Annotated in this window: 22 protein-coding genes and 3 pseudogenes; 10 read left to right on the top strand and 15 right to left on the bottom strand. The window is 51.0% G+C overall.

Annotation, left to right across the window (positions count from 1 at the left end; all coding sequences use genetic code 11):
- Window positions 1-88 (top strand): hypothetical protein (locus ACOTXF_RS22680; protein ID WP_032084815.1); only part of this gene is annotated, 88 nt, incomplete at its 5' end.
- 12 nt (window positions 89-100) lie between these two features.
- Here ACOTXF_RS22680 and ACOTXF_RS22675 read toward each other — a convergent pair.
- The 14 genes and pseudogenes from ACOTXF_RS22675 to ACOTXF_RS22610 form a co-directional block, all read right to left on the bottom strand.
- Window positions 101-358: pseudogene (locus ACOTXF_RS22675) on the bottom strand (transposase); the annotation flags it as partial.
- A gap of 74 nt (window positions 359-432) precedes the next feature.
- Window positions 433-1,932: a helix-hairpin-helix domain-containing protein gene (locus tag ACOTXF_RS22670; RefSeq protein WP_234115399.1), complete on the bottom strand. Its 1,500-nt coding sequence runs from the start codon at window positions 1,930-1,932 to the stop codon at window positions 433-435.
- A 25-nt stretch (window positions 1,933-1,957) separates the two neighbouring features.
- Window positions 1,958-3,595, bottom strand: coding sequence for a PP2C family serine/threonine-protein phosphatase (locus ACOTXF_RS22665; RefSeq protein WP_234115395.1), 1,638 nt, complete (start codon window positions 3,593-3,595; stop codon window positions 1,958-1,960).
- Window positions 3,595-4,635 carry a TerY-C metal binding domain-containing protein gene (locus ACOTXF_RS22660; RefSeq protein ID WP_045899550.1) on the bottom strand — a complete coding sequence of 347 codons (1,041 nt, stop codon included), beginning with the start codon at window positions 4,633-4,635 and terminating at the stop codon, window positions 3,595-3,597. The genes ACOTXF_RS22665 and ACOTXF_RS22660 overlap by 1 nt, the downstream gene beginning before the upstream one ends.
- Window positions 4,636-4,720: 85 nt before the next feature.
- On the bottom strand, window positions 4,721-5,359 hold the full coding sequence (locus ACOTXF_RS22655; protein WP_013087240.1) for a vWA domain-containing protein: 639 nt from the start codon (window positions 5,357-5,359) through the stop codon (window positions 4,721-4,723).
- Window positions 5,359-6,000: a TerD family protein gene (locus ACOTXF_RS22650; protein ID WP_000116681.1), complete on the bottom strand. Its 642-nt coding sequence runs from the start codon at window positions 5,998-6,000 to the stop codon at window positions 5,359-5,361. Before ACOTXF_RS22650 ends, ACOTXF_RS22655 begins: the two co-directional genes overlap by 1 nt.
- A 22-nt stretch (window positions 6,001-6,022) precedes the next feature.
- Window positions 6,023-6,661: a vWA domain-containing protein gene (locus tag ACOTXF_RS22645; RefSeq protein WP_234115396.1), complete on the bottom strand. Its 639-nt coding sequence runs from the start codon at window positions 6,659-6,661 to the stop codon at window positions 6,023-6,025.
- Between the two features lie 464 nt (window positions 6,662-7,125).
- On the bottom strand, window positions 7,126-7,593 hold the full coding sequence (terW, locus tag ACOTXF_RS22640) for a tellurium resistance protein TerW (RefSeq protein ID WP_001176767.1): 468 nt from the start codon (window positions 7,591-7,593) through the stop codon (window positions 7,126-7,128).
- Window positions 7,594-7,610: 17 nt separating this feature from the next.
- The gene (locus tag ACOTXF_RS22635; protein WP_049120891.1) at window positions 7,611-8,819 is read right to left on the bottom strand and encodes a DUF4236 domain-containing protein; all 1,209 of its coding nucleotides are present in this window, start codon (window positions 8,817-8,819) and stop codon (window positions 7,611-7,613) included.
- 10 nt (window positions 8,820-8,829) lie between these two features.
- A complete protein-coding gene (locus ACOTXF_RS22630) occupies window positions 8,830-9,786 on the bottom strand; it encodes an HpcH/HpaI aldolase/citrate lyase family protein (protein WP_000797367.1) in 957 nt (318 codons plus the stop codon).
- Window positions 9,786-10,865 carry a cysteine protease StiP family protein gene (locus ACOTXF_RS22625; protein ID WP_234115397.1) on the bottom strand — a complete coding sequence of 360 codons (1,080 nt, stop codon included), beginning with the start codon at window positions 10,863-10,865 and terminating at the stop codon, window positions 9,786-9,788. The genes ACOTXF_RS22630 and ACOTXF_RS22625 overlap by 1 nt, the downstream gene beginning before the upstream one ends.
- On the bottom strand, window positions 10,852-11,640 hold the full coding sequence (locus ACOTXF_RS22620) for a hypothetical protein (RefSeq protein ID WP_049120898.1): 789 nt from the start codon (window positions 11,638-11,640) through the stop codon (window positions 10,852-10,854). Before ACOTXF_RS22620 ends, ACOTXF_RS22625 begins: the two co-directional genes overlap by 14 nt.
- On the bottom strand, window positions 11,633-12,775 hold the full coding sequence (locus ACOTXF_RS22615) for a phosphoribosyltransferase domain-containing protein (protein WP_001280115.1): 1,143 nt from the start codon (window positions 12,773-12,775) through the stop codon (window positions 11,633-11,635). Before ACOTXF_RS22615 ends, ACOTXF_RS22620 begins: the two co-directional genes overlap by 8 nt.
- 9 nt (window positions 12,776-12,784) lie before the next feature.
- The gene (locus ACOTXF_RS22610; protein WP_063163898.1) at window positions 12,785-13,843 is read right to left on the bottom strand and encodes an ATP-grasp domain-containing protein; all 1,059 of its coding nucleotides are present in this window, start codon (window positions 13,841-13,843) and stop codon (window positions 12,785-12,787) included.
- Between the two features lie 321 nt (window positions 13,844-14,164).
- On the opposite strand from ACOTXF_RS22610, the gene ACOTXF_RS22605 reads away from it, so the two are divergent.
- The 8 genes and pseudogenes from ACOTXF_RS22605 to ACOTXF_RS22570 form a co-directional block, all read left to right on the top strand.
- A complete protein-coding gene (locus ACOTXF_RS22605; RefSeq protein ID WP_000254137.1) occupies window positions 14,165-14,746 on the top strand; it encodes a tellurium resistance-associated protein TerZ in 582 nt (193 codons plus the stop codon).
- Window positions 14,746-15,903 carry a TerD family protein gene (locus tag ACOTXF_RS22600; protein ID WP_001054786.1) on the top strand — a complete coding sequence of 386 codons (1,158 nt, stop codon included), beginning with the start codon at window positions 14,746-14,748 and terminating at the stop codon, window positions 15,901-15,903. Before ACOTXF_RS22605 ends, ACOTXF_RS22600 begins: the two co-directional genes overlap by 1 nt.
- 22 nt (window positions 15,904-15,925) lie before the next feature.
- Window positions 15,926-16,381: a tellurite resistance TerB family protein gene (locus tag ACOTXF_RS22595; RefSeq protein WP_000007449.1), complete on the top strand. Its 456-nt coding sequence runs from the start codon at window positions 15,926-15,928 to the stop codon at window positions 16,379-16,381.
- Window positions 16,382-16,403: 22 nt separating this feature from the next.
- Window positions 16,404-17,444: a tellurium resistance membrane protein TerC gene (gene terC / locus ACOTXF_RS22590; RefSeq protein ID WP_000255079.1), complete on the top strand. Its 1,041-nt coding sequence runs from the start codon at window positions 16,404-16,406 to the stop codon at window positions 17,442-17,444.
- A gap of 48 nt (window positions 17,445-17,492) precedes the next feature.
- Complete coding sequence (gene terD / locus ACOTXF_RS22585; protein ID WP_000116680.1) at window positions 17,493-18,071, top strand: tellurium resistance membrane protein TerD; 579 nt, start codon at window positions 17,493-17,495, stop codon at window positions 18,069-18,071.
- Between the two features lie 68 nt (window positions 18,072-18,139).
- Entirely contained in the window at window positions 18,140-18,715 is a 576-nt protein-coding gene (locus ACOTXF_RS22580) for a TerD family protein (protein ID WP_020996162.1), read from the top strand.
- Window positions 18,716-19,142: 427 nt separating this feature from the next.
- Window positions 19,143-20,384, top strand: coding sequence for a vWA domain-containing protein (locus ACOTXF_RS22575; protein ID WP_047343499.1), 1,242 nt, complete (start codon window positions 19,143-19,145; stop codon window positions 20,382-20,384).
- Window positions 20,385-20,471: 87 nt separating this feature from the next.
- Window positions 20,472-20,777: pseudogene (locus ACOTXF_RS22570) on the top strand (hypothetical protein); the annotation flags it as partial.
- A gap of 56 nt (window positions 20,778-20,833) precedes the next feature.
- On the opposite strand, the pseudogene ACOTXF_RS22565 reads toward ACOTXF_RS22570, so the two are convergent.
- Window positions 20,834-21,067: pseudogene (locus ACOTXF_RS22565) on the bottom strand (IS5/IS1182 family transposase); the annotation flags it as partial.
- Window positions 21,068-21,121: 54 nt separating this feature from the next.
- On the opposite strand from ACOTXF_RS22565, the gene ACOTXF_RS22560 reads away from it, so the two are divergent.
- On the top strand, window positions 21,122-21,356 hold a 235-nt coding region (locus ACOTXF_RS22560; protein WP_421635300.1), incomplete at its 3' end, for an IS1-like element transposase.

Here is a 21,356-nt window from a genome sequence, read left to right as displayed (position 1 = left end):
TGCTCAGCTAAACAACAGACCGAGAAAGACACTGAAGTTCAAAACACCGAAAGAGATAATTGAAAGGGGTGTTGCATTGACAGATTGAATCTACAGTAGCCTTTTTTAATATTTCATTTTCCATTTCAATACGTTGTAGCTTTTTCCTGAGCTCACGGATTTCAATTTGTTCCGGGGTAATGGGGGAGGCTTTTGGTGTTTTGCCCTGCCGTTCATCACGTAATTGTTTCACCCATCGCGTCATTGTGGAAAGGCCGACATCCATAGCGCTGGCTGCATCTGCCACGGTGTAGTTCTGGTCAACGACCAGTTGAGCGGATTCGCGTTTAAACTCTGCGCTGAAATTTCTTTTTTTCATTATGACACCTGTGTTGTTCTGAGGTGAGCATATCACCTCTGTTCAGGTGGCCAAATTCAGTAAACCACTTCACGTTAGTTTTCTACTAACTGAACGACGACTAGCCTGCCGCCTTCCTCCTTTGACAGAACAAACTGAGCGTTATTCGTCAGTTCAATTTTTTCACCAATGGCAATCTGTCGTTTATCCGGTAATGACATAAGCCCATTTATGCCTTCATTTACTAACCACCACTGATCGTTATGGAAAACAAAATACCCAACTCGTTTCCTTTGTGCATCGGTTGTGCGCTCATTTGGCGCAATGAGGCGATTCACATGCCACGCATAGATTGACTGCCCGCTCCACACCATCAACCGGTGATCGTCAGGACGATAACTGCCTTCCTTTCGGGATGAATATAAATTTAGAACCGGTAATTTACCCCTGTATGGCGTACCGCAGTAGGGACAAACCGGCTTTGTCTTACCTGAGAAAACGTACCATTTCTGTTCACACGCCTTGTTCTGGCAGGGCTGTATCAGATCGACTGTTTTAACCAGGGCACTTTCCCACTCATCGGCGGTCGGGCGTTTAGTGGCATCGTGTAAGCCATCAATAAAGGCGCGTTCAAACAAAGGCGTCAGATAAGGGCCCATGATGGTGTAAGGAATTTTCTCCGGGTCAGCCCAGGGCAGTGAAAAGGAGGATAGCTGACTGACTTTGACTGCATTGCTTTTGTCTGTCGGATGTTCAATGAAGAGTGCCTTCTCACCCATAGATAAGGTCTCATCACGTACTTCATCCGACATGTCATGTATTTTTCCGCCACGTAGCGGATGACGGAAGAACAGATACATGTAGATAAGCACCGACAGCGCATGACGGTCAGTAGAAATGCTTGGCAATACGCGGTTCGGATCCTCTTTGGAAAGATGGCTGGTTTTCACCACTTCCGGAGCGATAAAATCCGGGGTGCCCACGACGTCGGGAGGATACTTTCCAGGGACAACCAGGCCGTCTACGTCAATGATGCAGGCATGTCCCATTTCTGGATCGATAAGCACGTTTTTATAGCTTAGATCGCTGTGACAGAGACCTGCCGCATGCATCCTTCTGACGGCTCTTGTTAGCAGCAGACAGACCTTGAGATAGGTAAGCGTATTGCCTCGTTCACGTGGGTCGAGAAATTTATTCTGGTTGCTGGCGCTGGCAAACCATTTGCCTTCCTTTTCACGGCCTTTTATGCCAAGAAAATCATCGTTTTTAGAGCCGTATTTAAAGAAAAAGTAGCTTTTGTAGGTTGGAACCACGATGCCGATTTTATCCCCATGCTCAACAACGTGGGTCGGCCAGCAAAACAGGTCCTTCCAGTATTCACCTCCGGACTGGCCAAAAATGTTTTGCCTGTAGCGTCCGGTGATCATATCAATCCGATCCCGGGCCTGCTCGTTCTGCGGTTTATGATAAAAAGCGACGACGTATGATTTATCAGGCGAGAAGTAAACATCCTTCATCGAGCCCGAACCAATTACCTCGTCAACATACTGGACTGTTTCGCCGTCCTTTGTTTTGCACGTAACAATATTTGCCATATTGATCACCGAAGAAGCGTATGCCTTACCACAACACCGCAATAGTGCGGTCATCGTGGTTCCCTGTGGAGAAAAAGTTAAGCCAGTCGCCTAACCTCTCAGGCGCAATACTGGCGTCTGTAAGGACAGGGATGAGCTCATCAAGGAGACGGGTCCATTTTTCGTCACTGCGAAGCCCGTTATCTGTCTCAAACAGAGGGTCTGATACGCCATCTGTCATGAGGATCAAGTGAGATACATCATTCCATTTACCCACGCTGATGCGGCCGCTAAACGAGGGGTCTGCGATAATGCTCTGGTCAAGAAAGCGGGTTTGTCCTGCGTATTCTCCGCTATCGGGATTTCCCAGTATCCTGACTTTACCGGAAGGGCTGTATGCACCTATCGCACCATCACCAAGCCAGAATGCAGCCGCAAACAGCTCATTATCAGTTCGTAGCGCTACAGTTGCCAGTAGGGTTGTTGAATAGGATTTCACAGGTTGTTCTGCACAAATGGCTTCGTTCTGGATACTGTTGACCGCGAGCGTAGCTGCCTGTTTAAAATGATGAAGCATGGCGTTTATGGTTGCCTGCTGATCGCTCCCTTCCCACGCCGTGATGTGCTGCTTTAGATGGACGCCTTTCAAACCACTGAGCTGATTGAAAAGGTAATCGCCAGCCGTTTGGACTGCAATCCGGGAGCCTTCCCGGGAATTTACCGCACTACCGGCCCCGTCTGCGACCAGCATGACAGACCATCCTGTTTCCTGGCAGTGGTTGATATAGAAGTCGTCATCTCTGAAGCTCCCGGCATGCTCATGAGATCGTCCCCGGCGACTGGCGGCAGCAATACGTATGTCACCCCTGACCAGGCCAGCAGCGTCCAGATGGGACTTAGGGTAGGAAGCGCCTGCTGGTGGCTCTACCACCTTCCACAGGCTTCTCGGATCGGGATTGACTATAAAAAGCTGTTTTGTTTCGCATTCGTCGTGCGAAGCGCATGACCAGAGTACTGAAAGCTCTATATCGCCGCTTTCGGTGGGTGTACCTGTCAGCAACTTATGCTCTTTGTCAAAGGTCAGGCCAATGTTCCTGGGAAAGACAACGTCCCTGACAGTAGCCTGCTGGCCCTCATCCAGAACTATAGCAACCGGCGAAGAGAAACGTTCGCCTGCGCGGGCGTTGGGAATAACTATTTTAGCTCTCGGGGGAACGGCAGGTGGCACAGCTAATCCGGCCCGCTGCTGGCCTGTCGGTATCTGCCCGGGTTTTAATACCAGGGAAGACAGGTTTTCGTCTTCCCTCTGTGCTGGTTTATCAAATTCGTAATAAGGCATCAGCTTCCAGAACGGAGGATGAGGTTCATTTTCTGGCAGGGGTTGCAGTAATGGTGTATCGGTAGCGTCAATGCCCGGGTTATCTGCATCACTTACGACCGTTTGTTGCTGATCGAAAAGGCTGGATGCTGACGAGGGGGCGATCTCTGCGTCGTTATAACCTTCGCTAACCCGCGCAGATAAACCCTGTGCAAGGCTCTCAATCCGCTCTTTAAGCCGCATAATCTCTTCAGTAAGGGAAGGGTCGTGCGATAGAAGAAAAAGCCGCTCACCTTCTACAGGGTGGCCCAGCTCAGACAGCACTAAGCGGATAATCTTCTCTTCAAGTAAAGCATTTTGCGACATCAACCTCTCCCTCTGTTTACGTCGAAGTTAGTGTTTCCGCCATCATTGCTGAATGACAGGCCTGTTTCACACCACGGGCAGATCACGTCATCCGGGCCGTCAATGCACAGCAATTTTCCGCATGAGCACAGGGCAAACGCACTGGCATTACCGCAGTGAGGGCAACCCGGTACGCCATGCAGTTCGCTGGTGTTTACCTGCAAACCGGTAGCGGTGGCATCTGACCATGCAAAATAGTCCTCATCGATGGGATAGCATCCGGCAATATTAAAGCTGTTCAGGTTCAGGCTGAAATCGAGCCCGGAAATCCTTGCTGGTGGCCGTTCATACTTCATCAGATACGGACGACGGGTCTTGCTGCAACGGCCGGTAAGCGTAACGCAGTTTTCGTCGTACGCTTTTACTGGCTCGTCCTTGGCCAGCCGGACTATGTATTCAGTCTGGCTGAGCTCAGGTTGTTTGTCGTCTCCGACGCTGCGGCTGTGCGCCGTAACCGAGGCTGTGATCCATTTGATGAAGCGGGTAAAGTCCCCTTCCTGAGACTCGGTGAACAGCATGACATTCTCTGTCAGTTGCCGCAGGGTATTCAGGTCCGCTGACGGCCCCAGGCCAACGGCAATGAGATTCACTTTACTCGCGTAGTGATCCTTCCAGCGCTTCACTTCTGCGGTTGTGTCGTCAGTCGGACGTCCGTCGGTAAGGAGATACACGACGGGTTTCCAGTCGCCTTTAGCCTCATGAGTGGTTTTTCTGACCTGGGTATCAATTTGTACGGTCAGCTCACGCAATGCGGCCCCAAGGCTCGTACCGCCGCCAACGGGAAGGCGGGGAGGGTAGAACGAGGCAATTTCGTGAAGAGGTACAATCGTACGGGCTACACCGGCAAATGCGATTACCGAAACCCAGGCTGTTTCAAGTGCGTGTGGATCCTTTCTTAAATCTCCGACGATCATTTGCAGACCATCAGTCATTTTTTTCAGGTTTTCACCAATCATGGACTCTGAACAGTCCAGGACAAAAAACACGGGAAGGCGTCTCATAATTTTCCTCGTACGGCTGGTACGGCCAGCAGAAAACGTTGCTGTACAGAAAGGTGCTGCCCGGAAAGCAGCACCTTTCTGTCTGTCAGAGCACCAGCTGGATTTCTGGTGGAGGAGGGGGAAGGGTATCAGTTCCGTTATTGATCCCCGCGCTTGTGCTGCCGGAAGACACGCTCGCTGATACCCATTTAAAGAAACCTGCAAACGCGGTTGAATCTAGCGTCTCCAGAGACACAACCTTATCGGTGAGCTGTTTTAAGTGCTCATGGCCTGCTTTAGGACCAACGGCGCAGGCAATGATGGATCCGAATCCCCGGCCGCGAATCGCTTTTACCGCTTCACCGTACGCCAGGGCATCAGAAGGGGTTCCATCAGTCATCAGGAATACCAGAGGACGCCAGTCTCCTTTTGTATCACCATCTGAGCGACGTACATCCCGTTCAACACACTGCATCAGACATTCAAGGGCAGCACCGGTGAACGTCCCGCCTGCGCTTGGCACAACGATGTCAGAAAACTGGAAGTCTTCCAGCGGCGTGAGAGGAATGAACTCACGCGCCCCATTGTCATAGGTGATAATGGAGATATGAACGCTTTCGAGGGCGTAGGGATCCTGGCGAAGAGCGCTAAGCATCGCCTGAATTCCAACGTTAACGGAATGGATGGACTCACCGCGCATCGAGCCGGATGTGTCGATAACAAGGTAAACAGGCAGGCGGCGCATCACATATAATTCCTCAGGTGCGAGACAAACGAATCTGATTCTGAAGGCTCACCAATTGCCCTGAGTTTCCAGCCTGTAGCCTCGCGTATCAGCTCGGCAAAAACCATGGAGCGCTGGCTGGCGAAGGCGGGTCCGCCAGAAAGATCGAATCGTGCCATTTCAATATTACGGGCATCTACTGCCCGGATGAAGGCATTCTGAACTTTTCCAAAGTGCTGCTGGAGCTTTTCACCATTGTAGATCTGAACGATGAACACAATTTTCTCGTACTGAGCGTCAAGGGAATTCAGGCGCACAATAATTTGCTCATCGTCACCGTCACCGGCTCCGGTTCGGTTATCGCCCGTCAGCCAGATATTGCCTGACTTATGGCGAAGGCTGTTGAAAAAGATGATATCGCCATTCACAAGCGTTGGTTTACCATTTTCCACATTGCCGAGATCGGTCACCTTTCCGGCTGAATTACACAGGAAAGCGATCACATCAAGGTCGTATTCTTCTTCTTTTTTACCAAAGATCCCGCCGAGGAAACCTTTTTTTTCCTCATTAATATCCCAACCGAGGCCGATAGTAACGGACGAGAGATCGTATTCATTTTTTTTCAGGCTTACGCCCTGGCCTTTGCTCAGACTGACAGACATGACATCCCCTTAATCAATAAAATTATAAGACCACATTTACTTCTGACGGCGGCGGTGGCAGGTCTTCAAGACCGATCACTTCTTTTTTGCTGGACTCCACTTTCTGACTGCCTACCGAAATGCTCGCACTGACCCATTTAAAGAAGGCTTTGATCGTCGAACTGTCAGCTGTATCGAGCTGAACCACGATTTCAGTGATTTCTTTGAGGACGCTGGTATCGGCATCATGCCCGGCTGCACATGCCACAACAACGCCGGTTCTGGCCGCTTTAAAGTCATTCAGGCCTTTGCGCCAGTCATCATTCGGACTTCCATCCGTCATCAGGAATACAAGGGGACGCCAGTCACCTTTAGTGTCAGCCGTCGTTTTCTGTACTTCTTTGGCAATGGAGCTGGCCGTGAGGGAAAGCGCTTCGCCAAGAGACGTGGTGCCGCTGGCTGTTAGTGCTGGCATCTGGAAACTCAGGAGGTCTGTCAGGGGGACTGCCTGTCGGGCTATAGAATCAAAGGTGATCACTGACACGTGAGCCGTTTCGAGTGCATACGGATCCTGTTTCAGCGTGGTAAGCAGCGTCTGAACGCCATTTTTAACCGCTTCGATAGGCTCTCCGTGCATAGAGCCGGACGTGTCGAGTAGCAGATATACGGGTAAGCGTCTCAAATGTAATTCCTTCTTAAGAGATCGGAAGAGGAGAGTAGTTTCAGGAAGAGGCCAGGGTTTGTTGATTTGATAAAACGGCACGACATCTGTCGGGTGGAGATTAAATATTCAGAAGCGGCATTATAGAAATAAGTTAACCACCATTGAATTACCGACATGTGAATGGCCCCTTATCAACAGAAAATAGCTCAGACTGGACTGGAATATAAGGTTACTGAAAAAAACTCCGGCAAAAATAAACTGTCTTATGTATGAAAATCATCATACATCACAGATCTGCATGAATGGAGTGTAAATCGCCCAAAGATTGATGTGTAGCACAAGAGGATGTCAAGACACCAGCTTTTGTAGGCAGTAAGGCGCTGCTGACATTGCGGGAGGAGAATAGACCAAAACTACGTCACGCCAATACAGAGGTGAAATATGACAAAACCGGAGTTTTCACCCCGGTCTGAGATTTAGCGTCAGGACTTTTTAGCGCTGTATTCCTTTATCAGTTCATCAACGGAGTGCAGAGCCAGCTTCTCTACGGCTTCACTTCGGGTCGAGCCACTCAGCGCAGCCAGACGGTCAATTTTTCTTAAGATCCGCATGCGTAGCGATAATGACACGGCTGTTTTTTTATCCTTATCGAGTACGACCTTCCCTGTAGACTCACCGGTTTTCAGTTCAGCATTCTGTGCGAGCGCTTCATTCATCCGGCGAAGGGTCTTTTTATCCAGCTGGCCCGGATTAACGAGATGGTAGGAATGACCTGCCTTGCTGTATTTGATCTCCGCAGAATATGACTCGCGTAGCTCTTTGAGGGCCCGGGTTAATGTCGGCTCTGAGCATTCCAGACTGGTTATAATGTCGGCAGCGGAAACGGGCTTGCCGGTGCCCAGTAAGTTGGCAAGCTTAAAAATCCGGGCCTGTCTGGTATTTAATTGCATCGTAAGATTTAGCCTGCTTAAAGGGTTAGTGGTTCAATAGGCTGAAAAATGAAGGTACTGCTCATCTTTCGAATAACCGGGTCATCGCCTAACGCTTCAACCGGATCAATGTGTTCTATGCCTGCAAAATTTACTGACGACATCTGGCTACGAGTGCATTTGCAGGACAGGATATACTCATCCTCCAGATAGCCGGTCCGTTTACTGACCCGTTGCGTAAAGCCTGACACAATCACGTTGTCGAACGGTAGCGTATGTAAAACGATACCGACCAGGCGGAACAAGCAGCCATGGACGTGGCGGGCATAGTTTTCGCGTACGGCTTTTTGCGTCATGGCTTTTTCCGTCAGCTCCGTGCCCCGGGCATTAACGCCGTAAATCTTATCAGGGAAATCTTCAATCTCAGCTAAATCAACGTCCAGCAGGACTGCTGATAGCTCCGGCTTTACTTCAAATGCAACAAGCGTTTCACGCGGCCATTCAGTTTCTGCCAGCACACCCGCCAGGTATGATTCGAAAAACGCGGCGTCTGTGCGGAACTGCTGCCGGGCATCTGCCTGAGCCGTGGCGAGCCGTTTTTCATGTTCTTCAGCCTCAAACTTCCAGTTTGCATACTGTTCGGCCCAAGCCGTCCGTTGTTGCTGGTACCGGTGCTGTCGAAGGGTATTCTCACGCTCCACATCAATCAGCTCCTGCTGCCACCTGCGAAGGTTTTCGGCGTGGCGCTCAGCTTTAGCTGATTCCGATTCAAACCATTTACCCAGAAAACTAATGCCTTCGCTCTCGGCAGGCTTTTCCGGCAATGCAAGGTAGTCTGGCTTTTCTGGACGCACCGGTGCCGGAACCTGAAAAGGCGACGTTCTGTTATGCAGGTATACTGCTTCCAGCTCTGCCCAGCTGATGCCTGTTTTGGGATCCGGCGTCAGCTCGTGAATATTACGGATTGCGGTCACCGCTGACATGAGATCAGCGGCTTCCTGCTCAAGCGCCTGTCTGAGCCCCGGGTCGGTAGCCGTCCGGTTCCCACCTCCGGAACGCGCGGCCCGGTCAAGCCGGGTACGGTAACTCAGCCCGGTACCGGGCAAGCCCAGATTGGCATAGGTCCCCCGGCTTCCAAAAGAAACGGAAGCACCTCTCGTCCCGACACTCAGGCTCGGTGCACCGTTACTCAGGTTGAGGCGAACACCAGGAATAATGTTGATCGACTTTCTGAACCTGAACCCCATTATGATTTCCTTAATGATGCTGGGTCACGGTAAGTAATCTGATTCCATCAGCGCTTTGCTCGTTCTGTAACCCATAAAAACGAGCTCTGTCCAGAATGCCAGCCGCCCAGCGGCGATGTGTGGCGGGTTCACACATTGCTCCCTGCGACTTAAACACGGCCTGGGTAGAGTTCAGGATCCGCAGAGCGTCAGAATGCTCACCCTGAGTGACCATCAGCGCGTTTTGAATGACCTCTATCTGACCCGGGTGAATGGCCGTTTTCCCAACAAGCCCATGTGCCATATCAAGAGCCAGCTCTCTGGCCATAACGGCATGATCGTCAATATGCTCACATACGGGCGCGGTCAGGGCAAAATCACGCGGGCCGAAGACCGAAACGAGCATTTTGATGACGTAGCCCATCGGGCTGTCATACAGCGTCAGGTCCCGGGGACGGCGAAGCGACACAACGTTCATAAGATCGTTGCCGCCGATTCGAAGCGCAATAATGCGGTCGTGGCAGGGATGTTCCACCAGATGGGTGGCCAGCTCGCGCATCTGAACCACGTCAAAGACGTCTTCTGTTTCCAGCGTTGGCATCATGCACAGGTGAGTCCCGCCCATGATATCCCACCATTCAGCTAACGAACTGAGGGTAAATTTCGGCAACACAAACCCGTCGACAGCGGAAAGATCATAATGCGCTTTTAACCATCTGCCCATTTCGGCATGCCGGGGGCGAATGAACACCAGAGGCCAGTCATTTTTACCCAGGCTACGCATGCTGTTACTGAGCTCGTGCAGCAGGTGCTCCAGATTTTTTAGGGCGACGGGGATGTCTGCTTCACTGACAGCATCCTCCAGGCAAATTACCAGAGAGCGCAAACCCGGGATTTTCCCATGCAGGACGGCATCAGCAATATCTTCCCGTGTTGCAGGCATGTATAGCGTGGCTCCCAGATTCCAGGGAGAAAGACGATTTTTCATCAGAGTACCTTCTTGATAATGGTTACAGCCCGATACTGGCCGAGGGTTCCCCCCATTTCTGTAACAACTATTCCCTTTTCACGAGCAAGCCCTACAAGCAAGGCAACGTCCGGGTCGTCAATAGAACGCACAAATACATGGTCCGGTACCCGACGTAATACAGCCCGGGTTGCTTCAGCAATACCGGGTTTAATACGATTGACGCTGTCCACTTTAAATTCATCGGCCAGGAACGCGATAACGTCGCGACTTGTCTGCCACAAGGTCCGGGCTGACTCCGTATTCCAGCTCAGGGGAGCGAGGGATGTCGGTGTTAACTTCTTACGGAAATGAGCGACGGTATCGACAAGCATCCGGCTGCATTCGAATTCACTGAGATGCTCGCAAACCATGCACCCATGTAATCCTTCAGAGGACCATACTGACCGGGAGATAAGGCCTGACACCGGCGCACCCATGATGCCAAAAGGAATGAGCCAGTCATCATCACTGGCTGCAAGCCAGGAGCAGCGACAGGGATCGGCCAGGACAACCAGTCGCGGCTGCTCAGGATAGCCCGGGCGATCTTTCAGTGCGCGTACAAGCTCTCCGGTAATTGCGCCTTTACCTGTCCATCCGTCAACAAAGACAATACCGCTGGTACCATGCCGCTCTTCAATGACGTCGAGGGCTGCACCGTCAATTCCACGATCCCGGATGATGCTGATACCGTAATGCCATGAGGTTTTCCCCATGTCACGCAGGGCCTGGTGCAGCATAACGCCGAGCGGCACGCCAGCCCTGACAAGACTGGCCAGTACAATGGGCTCATCACCGAAGCGTTCGGCCAGAGCAATAGCGAGCTGTGTGACTTCTTTTGCAAGCCTCTCTGCGCCCCGATCCAGCGCCCGGTGAAACAAATCAAGATGCCATTGTGTTGGTGCTGGCTCCTGGCTGAGCATGTCTGAATAATGTTTCTTCCCGGACTGAATCAGCTCTTCTTTTTGATCAACCGGCGTCATCTCAATGACAACCGGCTTTAGAAGAAATTCCACGTCACCGGGCTGGTATGAGCCGGTAAATGTTTCATGTGGCTGCATTTTCATTTTCTCCAAAAATTCGCTGTGAAATGGCATCTGCAAACTGACTCTGACGCGGGATGCCAAACCAGCTGCACAGTTTCATAAAACGATGATCGCTCAGGCTGTCGCCCAGACCAATTACGGGGAAAACGCCGCGTTCAGCCCGAAGTTTTTCAAGCAGCCAGCTGACGGCCAGCCCTTTCTCAACCGGGGTGGGAAGCCAGGCCACGTTATTACTGTTGCGGTGGATATAGAAGCCCTCGGTCGGAAACACCGTTTCTATCTCATCTGCAATGGCATTGAGCTCGTCAAGGCGGGTGCTGTCGCGGTGTTTCATCACCATATAAACCGCCGTTTCACCGTATTCGAAGTTCAGTCTTGCCCAGGCATTAATCCCTTTTGCGTCCATCATTTCAGTGATCAGACGCTGCATCGATGTCAGCTTTTCCTGATAGGGAGCCAGCTGGCCGAGCATATGGGCCTTCCACTCCTCGTCGGGGTTGCCTTCAGGCGTGAGAATGACGGCCCCGTGCGTGGTGATTGCCCAGGAGTGGAAAGGGATCCGTACGCGGCTGATTTCTTCAGTTCCCCGTGCGGTAACGGGAATGAGTTCAGCCTGCTCCAGAAGCCAGTCCACTAACATGGACTGTTCTTCCGTCATAAAGCTTCGTGGATTCAGGGTGCGATCAACGGCACCGGTACGGAATGGCTCCAGGGCCAGCTCGTCCACCATTTTACGACGGGTCTGAAAGAGCGTGTCGTCAAGGTCGCTCAGAACAACGGGTTTATTCATAGGTAACAATCTCCACGACGGCCGCAACCTCAGCCAGCGCTTTAAGAAGCTGCGTGTCAATACTTTCTGCGGGTGTCTCAGTACACACAAGAATGCGGTCAAACTGCTGGTGGGCGACGTTATAGACAAAATTGGGGATGCCCAGCCCGTAGTTATCCGTAAAGGAAATGGCGGACTCAATGGCATAACCAACGGCGATAGGGGAGCGGGTGGTCGATCCATAAAATGCCTGTGCTCCGGCAGCTTCGAGCCGTTCAGCAAGCAGGAACGGCTCCCAGACGAATTCCCCGGTCCCGAGAACCAGAATACGTTCCCCCTTGTGGACGGAGACCTCATGGCCGAGATCGGCCGCAGGTGCGAGCATCCCCAGTCGGCCCCAGGACTGTTTTCCCTGGATGTCCCATTCTCCTCGTGAAGTTACGTTGACTTTCGGCATGTCCGGGACAGGTGCATCAGGTAATGGGGTCCATCCCCACTTACCGCTTACAAGAGAAACCGAAGTGACTGGTAAGGTGCTGCGCTCGGACAAGGCTTTGCCACTCCAGTCGGTAAGCGTAACGGCTATAACCTGTTCAATATGTTGAAGCTTGCCGGTATTACGCAGGGCAGAAAGCAGGTTAATAAAGGTATTACCGGTGGTTGCCTCGTCATCAATCAAAACCAGCGTTCGTGCGTTGGTAACACGACGTCTTTTCTCTTCATCATCTGGCAGATAGATCAGATGATCGGTGGCGTGGCTGTGTTCTTCCTTGAACTCGCAAAGCAACGTGCCATCAACCGGGTGACGGGTAGAGGTCAGATAGACAGATTCAGGATGCTGGTGGCGCACTTCATCAAATACACCGGCCCCAAGCCCAACGGCGGTTTCAGCCATACCGATAAACAGTACGGGTCCTGTCAGTGTCGAGGGGAACTGGCTGGCAAGCTGTCTGTAGGCCTGCCGCATGACTGAGGGTGGCACGGGAATGTGCCTGCCGAGTACTTTGCTGACAAACAGAAAGGCGCGTTTCGGGTTACGTCTTTCAGCGATGTCAAACAGGTCATCGAGCGAAACTTCACCCTGGTCGCGGGTTACCTGAATCGTACCGCATGAGAGGGTACGGCGATAAATCATATCTTCGAGGATATCAGACATAAATACGCCTTAATTCAGAAGGTTAGAGAGTGATTCCGGGTATGCAATTACATCCGTAATGGATCTCACCGCAACCGGAGAAAAGGTGTTTTTAGCGCTCTGGCGCACCATATCTTCAGACATCAGACCGAGCTTAAAGGCAGCAAATAACCCAGGAAGGTTCACCCCGCTGTGAAGGGTATAACCCACCCCCCCTGACGGACGCATGTTGGTTTCAAGCAGCACCGGGTTGCCATTCACATCGTTTCGCGTCTGAACATTCACCAGCCCGTCGGCCTTCATAACCCTGGCGCAGTCACACGCCAGTTCCCAGGCGCTTCCTTCGTTTACCAGATACTGGATAACCCCTTCCTTACGGCGTCCCACGGCTGCGAGTATTTCGCCCTTATCCGCGAGGATATCGACGGAAAATTCCGGGCCTGGCAGGTACGGCATCAAAACAAGGGGTTTAAACGACTCAGCAGCTGATGCTGCTGCAATATACTGTTGCGGACTGACCAGACGATGTTCGGGATGATTAAAGACGGCCATAGGCGAAGCACTGTCATCAAAGCGCCAGAATCCCATGCCATAGATACCCGTCACCGGCTTCACGCATACCGGGCTGTCAGTGAACGGCGGGGCCGCGAGGTGTGTTTTTAATTCTGCCAGCGTATTCACCCGCCAGGATGGTACGACCGGGAGACCCTTTTGCTCCATAAACTGAGCAAAAGTAACTTTTTCGTCAGCCAGAGTTAACCAGTCGACGCCCGTTGCACCGGTAGTAAGGGTGGCACCGGTCGATTCAATGGCTGAACGGTGTTCTTCAAACCACTGGCTGTTACGGCCAGTATGAATATGGTGGATGCCGTAGGACTGAATGGTTTCCTGGATAAACTGAAGACGTTTTTGAGGATCTTCAGGTTCAGTCAAAGAATAGTCGGCAACGGAAAGGATTTCATTTCTTTCGTTACGGTGGGAGGCAAAAACGGTAATGGCAAAATTATTTTTTTGTGCAAATGATTTTACCCCCTGAATAATATCTCGCTGGGAGGATAAACCTTCCATAAACCAAATTTTCTTGTTCATTTTTTTTAATTATCCGGAACGCCATGCAAATTTATGATTGAGAAGTGAGTCTATGAGTGTCTAAGCTACATGTCAATCATAATATGATTAATAACTTCTGTGGTTATGGAGTGAGTCGTTATTTTTTGGATTCCCGATAAAGTATTGATATTTAAATTAAACATAGAAAATTAACACCCTGAAAAGATTTTCTTTTTGTGTTTTTACAGAAAACCACCAAAATTTCCCTTGTCAGAGAACTTCATCATGATATGATTTTCTTCGTCAGTTAATAAACAACCCTTTGATTGTCTCGGTCATTACCATTTTAAGGAATAAAACATGGTTTCATTAGTTAAGAACCAGACGGTATCACTCAGCAAAGAATCATCTGCATTAAGCCAGCTTCATTTCGGTCTCGGTTGGGATCCGGTTAAGAAAAAAGGTCTTCTTGGAGGATTGTTTGGAGGCAACGACTCAATCGATCTCGATGCTGGCTGCGTATTAATGGACAGCACCGGTAAAACAATTGACACCATCTGGTTCCGCAAACTGGAATCCACCTGCGGCGCTGTTGTGCACAGTGGCGATAACCTGACCGGTGAAGGTGACGGTGACGATGAGGTGATTAATGTCAACCTCTCCCGACTGCCTGCAAACGTTGAATACCTGGCGTTTACGGTAAACAGCTTCCGTGGTCAGTCGTTCAATGACGTCGAAAACGCGTTCTGCCGCGTTGTCGATCAAACCGGCAAAGAGCTGGCTCGCTACAAGCTGACTGAGCAGGGCTCACATACCGGGATCGTTATTTCTTCGCTGCGCCGTAATAACGGCAACTGGGACTTTACCGCCCTTGGCCATGCCTGTCGCGGCCGCACAATTGACGATATGCACTCCGATATCGTTTCAGCGGTTATCCGCTAATGAACCTGACGCCGGGGGGCAATGCCCCCGTTCCAGCCCAGGAGTTGCGGGTCCGGATCACCTCGGGCGGCCAGGTGGATGCTTCGGCGTTTCGCCTGTATGCCGACGGGAAGGTGCAGGGTGATGCGGACATGGTGTTCTATGGTCAGCCACGTAACGATGATGGTACCGTCAGCCTGGTCAGTGAAGGCCAGTACTCAACCTTTACTGTCGCGCTCAACCGGCTGAAACCTGATGTCCAAAAAATTGCGTTCACCGTGACCTGTGACGGTGGGCAGACGGTGTCCGGTCTTCGTAATCTTTCCATCGACGTGGAGCAAGGGGCTACCGGCCTGGTTAGCGGCAGTGTCGAATTGAGCGGCCGTCAGGAAGCAGCCTTAATTCTGGGTGAATTTTACCGTCGTAATAATGACTGGAAATTCCGCTTTGTTGCGCAGGGGTTCAACGGTGGACTTAAACCGCTGGCAGAGCATTTCGGCGTAAATATTGCCGACGAACCGGCTCCCGCAGCCCCGACTCCTCCGGTTGTAACCCCTCCGCCAGTTGAGACAAAAATCAGCCTGAGCAAGGTATCGCTGACAAAAGAGAAGCCTGCAATCAGCCTGACCAAACGGGATAACTTCGGTGAAATCCGGATCAACCTGAACTGGCACCGGGGCAGCGGCAAATCAGGCTTTGCAGGCATGTTCGGCTCCAAAGGAATCGACCTGGATCTGGGGGCCTTTGTTGAGCTTCAGGACGGGTATAAATCGGTCATTCAGGCGCTCGGTAATGCATTCGGTGATTATCGCGATGAACCGTATGTTCAGCTCAAGGGCGATGACCGGACGGGTGATGTATCAGACGGCGAGTGGCTGCATATCAATGGACGTGAATGGAAGCATATCCGCGAAGTGCTGATTTACGCCTTTATTTATGAAGGTGTTCCCAGCTGGGACAAGACTGATGGTGTGGTCACCATTCATGTGCCGGATCAACCGCCCATTGAGACCCGCCTGACCGAAGGTGAAAACCGTCGCACATTGTGCGCCATTGCCAGACTCGTAAACGAAAACGGCGCAATTAAAGTCGAGCGAATTAACCAGTACTTCAAAGGCCAGGACGAAATGGACCGGGCATTTGGCTGGGGATTTCGCTGGAGCGCCGGTTCTAAATAACACAGCAACAAAGGAAACAGGTATGAGCTTTTTCGACAAAGTTAAAGGTGCCATTAACTCAGGCCGTGACGAACTGACCCGCCAGGTTGGCCGTTTCAAAAACAAAAAATTCATGCAGGGCACCGTTGCTGTATGTGCCCGTATTGCCGTATCGAGTGACGGCGTAAGTTCGGAAGAAAAGCAGAAAATGATGGGCTTTCTGCGCTCTTCAGAAGAGCTGAAGGTCTTCGATACCAATGAGGTGATTGAGTTCTTCAATAAACTGGTTTCAAGCTTCGATTTCGATGTTGAAATCGGCAAGGGCGAAACCATGAAATACATCCTGGCGCTGAAAGATCAGCCTGAGGCCGCTCAGCTGGCCTTACGTGTTGGTATTGCCGTTGCGAAAAGTGACGGTAACTTCGATCAGGACGAGAAACTGGCCTCCCGCGAGATCGCTATCGCGTTGGGCTTCGACCCGGCTGAATTTGGCCTCTGATCCACATCCCTAAGGGTAAAATATGGTTTCCACACACATCGGCTTCCCGACTGAAACGGTCATTGTTTTTATTGCGCTTTCAGTCGGTGCCATCTTTATTGACCTGTTTATGCACCGTGATGACAAGCCTATTTCGCTGAAGAGTGCGGCGCTCTGGTCCGTATTCTGGGTTGTGGTTGCGATGGCATTTGCCGGTTTCCTCTATATCCACCACGGTGCTGAGGTTGCCAGTCTGTTTGTCACGGGTTATGCGCTGGAGAAAGTGCTGTCGGTCGATAACCTGTTCGTCATGATGGCCATCTTCTCCTGGTTCGCCGTTCCGGATCGTTATCGCCACCGTGTTCTCTACTGGGGGATCATTGGTGCCATTGTCTTCAGGGGCATCTTTGTCGCCATCGGTACGAGCCTGCTGAGTCTGGGGCCGTATGTTGAAGTTGTCTTCGCTATTATCGTTGCCTGGACAGCGGTCATGATGCTTAAAAGCGGTGATGACGATGATGAAATTGAGGATTACTCCCAGCATCTGGCTTACCGCATGGTTAAACGCTTCTTCCCTATCTGGCCGAAGCTCAGAGGGCATGCCTTCCTGCTTAACCAGAAGGAAGTGGATGCTGAACTGGCGAAACCAGAAAACAGCGATGTCACCATTGGCCGTGGTAAAAAAGCGGCGCTGTATGCGACCCCGCTGTTCCTGTGTGTGGCTGTGGTTGAACTCTCGGACGTAATGTTCGCGTTTGACTCGGTACCGGCAATCATTGCCGTCAGTCGTGAACCGCTTATCGTCTATAGTGCCATGATGTTTGCTATCCTGGGCCTGCGTACTCTGTACTTTGTCCTTGAGGCACTGAAACAGTACCTGGTTCATCTGGAGAAGGCCGTTATCGTGCTGCTGTTCTTCATCGCGGCAAAACTCGGCCTGAATGCGACCGATCACATCTGGCATCATGGTTACAGCATCGCGGCAACAACCAGCCTGTATGTTGTACTGGGTGTACTGGCGCTGGGCATTCTCGCAAGCGTCATGTTCCCGGGCAAACCTGAATCTGAGGAAAAGGGGAGTTAATCCCCTTAAGTGTTAACCTGAACAATTACTAATCGAAGAGGTTATTTTATGAGTGTTTCTCTTTCCAAAGGCGGGAACGTCTCCCTAAGTAAAGCAGCTCCGTCAATGAAAAACGTCCTAGTGGGCCTTGGCTGGGATGCGCGTTCAACAGACGGTCAGGACTTTGACCTGGATGCTTCAGCATTCCTGCTGGCCTCAAACGGCAAAGTGCGCGGCGATTCAGATTTCATCTTCTATAACAACCTGACGTCATCCGACGGTTCCGTAACACACACCGGCGATAACCGCACCGGTGAGGGCGATGGTGATGATGAATCGCTGAAAATTAAACTGGACGCCGTCCCGTCTGAAGTTGACAAGATCATCTTCGTTGTGACCATCCACGATGCTCAGGCTCGTCGCCAGAGCTTTGGTCAGGTGTCCGGTGCGTTTATTCGTCTGGTTAATGACGATAACCAGACTGAAGTCGCTCGCTACGATCTGACCGAAGATGCGTCCACTGAAACCGCCATGCTGTTTGGCGAGCTGTATCGCCACAATGGTGAGTGGAAATTCCGCGCAGTAGGCCAGGGTTATGCTGGTGGTCTGGCATCTGTATGTGCTCAGTACGGCATTAACGCGTCCTGATCGAAAAGTAACTTTTCATATCCGGGGCTGTTAATTCAGCCTCATTCAACTGTTTGCAGGAGCTAAAAATGGCAGTTTCTCTCGTAAAAGGCGGCAACGTATCTCTGACCAAAGAAGCACCAACCATGAATGTCGCTATGGTTGGTCTGGGCTGGGATGCCCGTGTAACCGATGGTCAGGGTTTTGACCTTGACGCTTCCGTATTCGCAGTAGGTGAAGACGGTAAAGTGCTGTCAGATGCCCATTTCATTTTCTTCAATAATAAAACCAGCCCTGATGGCGCAGTAGAGCACCAGGGCGACAACCGTACTGGTGAAGGCGACGGCGACGATGAGCAGGTCAAAATTGATCTGACCAAAGTCTCAGCAGACATCAAAAAACTGGTGTTTGCCGTTACCATCTATGATGCAGAAGCTCGTAAACAAAACTTCGGCATGGTGAGCAACAGCTTCATGCGCGTTTACAACAACGACAACGGCACGGAAATTGCCCGTTTCGATCTGTCTGAAGACGCCTCAACTGAAACCGCAATGGTCTTCGGTGAACTGTATCGCCATGGCGCTGAGTGGAAGTTTAAAGCTGTCGGCCAGGGTTTTGCCGGTGGCCTGTCAGCGCTTGCTTCCCAGCACGGCGTCAATGTCTAAAAGACGCTGAGTCTGACCCCGGCAATGCCGGGGTTTTTTTTGGGTAACGATCCGCTATCAGCTGTTGAATCTGAGAAAGGGGGCCGGGCGTTTTCAGAAAGCAGAGTAATGTTAATTCTGGCGTGAACCTTTTTGCAGGATCCGGGTTTATCTATGGTTGCTGGTTAAGCCAGTATTCCGTGCCTTATATCAACAGCATGCCCCTCGGATATATGTTACTTTTGCGATTTATGAAGGAACGGGATCTGGAACATAAGATACCCGGGCAATGAAAATTCAAATTCAACAGGTATAGAAACTTCAGCGTGATGAAATATGGTGTCACACCATATTTACGCCTCACCGAATATCCAGCGTCCTGAACTAAGCCTGGGGAACATATATAAACGCTGCGCTTTAAAAATAATCAAAAATCAGGAGAGTTAATATGAATCTACAATCCGGACAAAACATACCCCTTCAGCAATCTGCTATCAGGCTGAATCTTCAGTACCCTGCCAAATCCGGCTTTAAAGGCGAACCCGATACCTGCCTGTTCTTGCTTAATGCTCAGGGAAAGGTCAGTGGCGATTCTGACTTTATCTTTTATAATAATTTGGCTTCTCCTGAGGGGGCAGTCAAGCTCGTTACCGGTTCGCAGCAGTCCAGCATTGATATAGCACTGGATCGTGTTCCAGCGAACGTCAGTAAAATTGCGATCACCGTTGTCATTGATGGTGAAGATACCATCAGTGGGCTCAGTTTATTGAGCATTCAGGCTCCTGGTATCGCTGACTTTCAGGCTGAGACTCAGGGCCGCAGTGAGAAAGCAATCATCCTGGGTGAAGTATATCGGCACAATGGCGCCTGGAAGCTTCGTGCGCTCGGGCAGGGTTTCAACGGTGGACTTGAGCCTCTGGCCATTAGCTATGGCGTTGATGTCGCACAGCCAGCTCCGCAGCCAGCAAAGCCAGCTCGTATCAGTCTGGAAAAGAAACTGGAAACCAGATCTCCGCGCCTTGTAAGCCTCGCTAAAAAAGCCTCGGTCAGTCTCACTAAAAATAAACTGGACACCCTTGAGGCAGCGGTTGCATTTGTACTTGACGCATCCGGCTCGATGAGTGGCCAGTTCAGTAAGGGTAACGTTCAGTCTGTGCTGGACCGCATCGCCGTTCTTGCCGCCCAGTTCGACGACGACGGTGAAATGGATGTCTGGGGATTTGGAGAGAAGCATAAGAAGTATCCAAACGTCACACTGGACAACCTGGACACATATATTCAGTCCATTCGCGGGTCTGGAAAGCGTTCAGCCTGGGAGAACCTGCCGGGCCTTGGAGGGACAAACAACGAGCCTCCTGTGATGGAAGAAATAGTCGACTATTTTAAGGACTCGAAAATCCCAGTATATGTAGTATTTATTACCGATGGCGGGATCAGCAAGACCCGGGCGATTAAAGATGCAATCCGGCGTTCTGCCAACTACCCCATCTTCTGGAAGTTTGTCGGCCTGGGTGGTTCAAGCTACGGTATCCTCAAAAATCTGGATGACTTTACTGACCGCCGGGTTGATAACACCCACTTCTTTGCCATGGATGATTTCGGTTCGATTAGCGATGAAAAGTTATATGATAATCTACTGGAAGAATTCAGACCGTGGATCGATGAAACAAAAAGGTTAGGCATCCTTTAATACGCACCGTTTGAGCATGGTTGAATGAGCTCTACAGCAGCTTAATACTGTAGAGCCTTTCATTGGAAATCGTACAGGGAGGAGCATATGGACCGCATCAAGTACCTGAAATGGATAGCTGAAGAATCACCAACTACGGCTCAGCAGCTGGTGGCTTGGTTAAACAGAGCAAGGCACTATACGCCCGACATGAAAGAGCATCAGGCAGGTGTACAGATTCAAGAAAAGGGGATTGTTGTAGGGCTTAGACAAAGTACTAATCGTTACCAGGGAGATTGTCTGGCCATACATGTGGTACAGCTTCCGGAAGAAATACAAAACAAGGGATGGTTTAAGTCTTTTCTGAAGCTTTGCTGTGAAGCGAATCCCTGGGGCGATGTTGTAATTGAAGACGGCTTTGTTGAATAAATCAGATTTCGGGTAAGTCTCCCCCGTAGCGGGTTGTGTTTTCAGGCAATACGCACGCTTTCAGGCATACCTGCTTTCGTCATTTTGTTCAGCGCTCGTACCAGGGCCATAGCCTCCGCAACCTGACCATCGTAGTCACGCAGCGTCAGTGAACCCCCGAACAGCTGTTTTACCCGGTACATCGCCGTTTCCGCTATCGAGCGACGGTTGTAATCTGTTGTCCATTTCCACCGCGCATTACTCCCGGTCATTCGCTGATTAGCCACTGCACGGTGGTAATGGTGCCAACTTACTGATTTAGTGTATGATGGTGTTTTTGAGGTGCTCCCGTGGCTTCCATCTCCATCAGTTGTCCCTCCTGCTCAGCTACTGACAGGGTGGTGCGTAACGGCAAAAGCACTGCCGGACATCAGCGCTATCTCTGCTCTCACTGCCGTAAAACATGGCAGCTACAGTTCACTTACACCGCCTCTCAGCCCGGTACACACCAGAAAATTATTGATATGGCCATGAATGGCGTCGGATGTCGCGCCAGTGCACGCATTATGGGCGTTGGCCTCAACA

Origin of the sequence: Enterobacter cloacae complex sp. IR53041 (assembly GCF_049238285.1) — a bacterium.
Lineage (GTDB): Bacteria > Pseudomonadota > Gammaproteobacteria > Enterobacterales > Enterobacteriaceae > Enterobacter > Enterobacter roggenkampii.
Note: the sequence above shows the minus strand (reverse complement) of the source record. Positions and strands in the feature narration are given on the sequence as shown.

Coding starts and splice junctions, on each gene's coding strand:
- ACOTXF_RS22600 (WP_001054786.1), top strand. CDS start 14,746: ATGAACCTGACGCCGGGGGGCAATGCCCCCGTTCCAGCCCAGGAGTTG.
- ACOTXF_RS22650 (WP_000116681.1), bottom strand. CDS start 6,000: ATGTCTGTCAGTCTGAGCAAAGGCCAGGGCGTAAGCCTGAAAAAAAAT.
- ACOTXF_RS22625 (WP_234115397.1), bottom strand. CDS start 10,865: ATGCAGCCACATGAAACATTTACCGGCTCATACCAGCCCGGTGACGTG.
- ACOTXF_RS22655 (WP_013087240.1), bottom strand. CDS start 5,359: ATGCGCCGCCTGCCTGTTTACCTTGTTATCGACACATCCGGCTCGATG.
- ACOTXF_RS22670 (WP_234115399.1), bottom strand. CDS start 1,932: ATGGCAAATATTGTTACGTGCAAAACAAAGGACGGCGAAACAGTCCAG.
- terC (WP_000255079.1), top strand. CDS start 16,404: ATGGTTTCCACACACATCGGCTTCCCGACTGAAACGGTCATTGTTTTT.
- ACOTXF_RS22610 (WP_063163898.1), bottom strand. CDS start 13,843: ATGAACAAGAAAATTTGGTTTATGGAAGGTTTATCCTCCCAGCGAGAT.
- ACOTXF_RS22605 (WP_000254137.1), top strand. CDS start 14,165: ATGGTTTCATTAGTTAAGAACCAGACGGTATCACTCAGCAAAGAATCA.
- ACOTXF_RS22665 (WP_234115395.1), bottom strand. CDS start 3,595: ATGTCGCAAAATGCTTTACTTGAAGAGAAGATTATCCGCTTAGTGCTG.
- ACOTXF_RS22635 (WP_049120891.1), bottom strand. CDS start 8,819: ATGGGGTTCAGGTTCAGAAAGTCGATCAACATTATTCCTGGTGTTCGC.
- ACOTXF_RS22630 (WP_000797367.1), bottom strand. CDS start 9,786: ATGAAAAATCGTCTTTCTCCCTGGAATCTGGGAGCCACGCTATACATG.
- terD (WP_000116680.1), top strand. CDS start 17,493: ATGAGTGTTTCTCTTTCCAAAGGCGGGAACGTCTCCCTAAGTAAAGCA.
- ACOTXF_RS22575 (WP_047343499.1), top strand. CDS start 19,143: ATGAATCTACAATCCGGACAAAACATACCCCTTCAGCAATCTGCTATC.
- ACOTXF_RS22580 (WP_020996162.1), top strand. CDS start 18,140: ATGGCAGTTTCTCTCGTAAAAGGCGGCAACGTATCTCTGACCAAAGAA.
- terW (WP_001176767.1), bottom strand. CDS start 7,593: ATGCAATTAAATACCAGACAGGCCCGGATTTTTAAGCTTGCCAACTTA.
- ACOTXF_RS22595 (WP_000007449.1), top strand. CDS start 15,926: ATGAGCTTTTTCGACAAAGTTAAAGGTGCCATTAACTCAGGCCGTGAC.
- ACOTXF_RS22660 (WP_045899550.1), bottom strand. CDS start 4,635: ATGAGACGCCTTCCCGTGTTTTTTGTCCTGGACTGTTCAGAGTCCATG.
- ACOTXF_RS22620 (WP_049120898.1), bottom strand. CDS start 11,640: ATGAATAAACCCGTTGTTCTGAGCGACCTTGACGACACGCTCTTTCAG.
- ACOTXF_RS22615 (WP_001280115.1), bottom strand. CDS start 12,775: ATGTCTGATATCCTCGAAGATATGATTTATCGCCGTACCCTCTCATGC.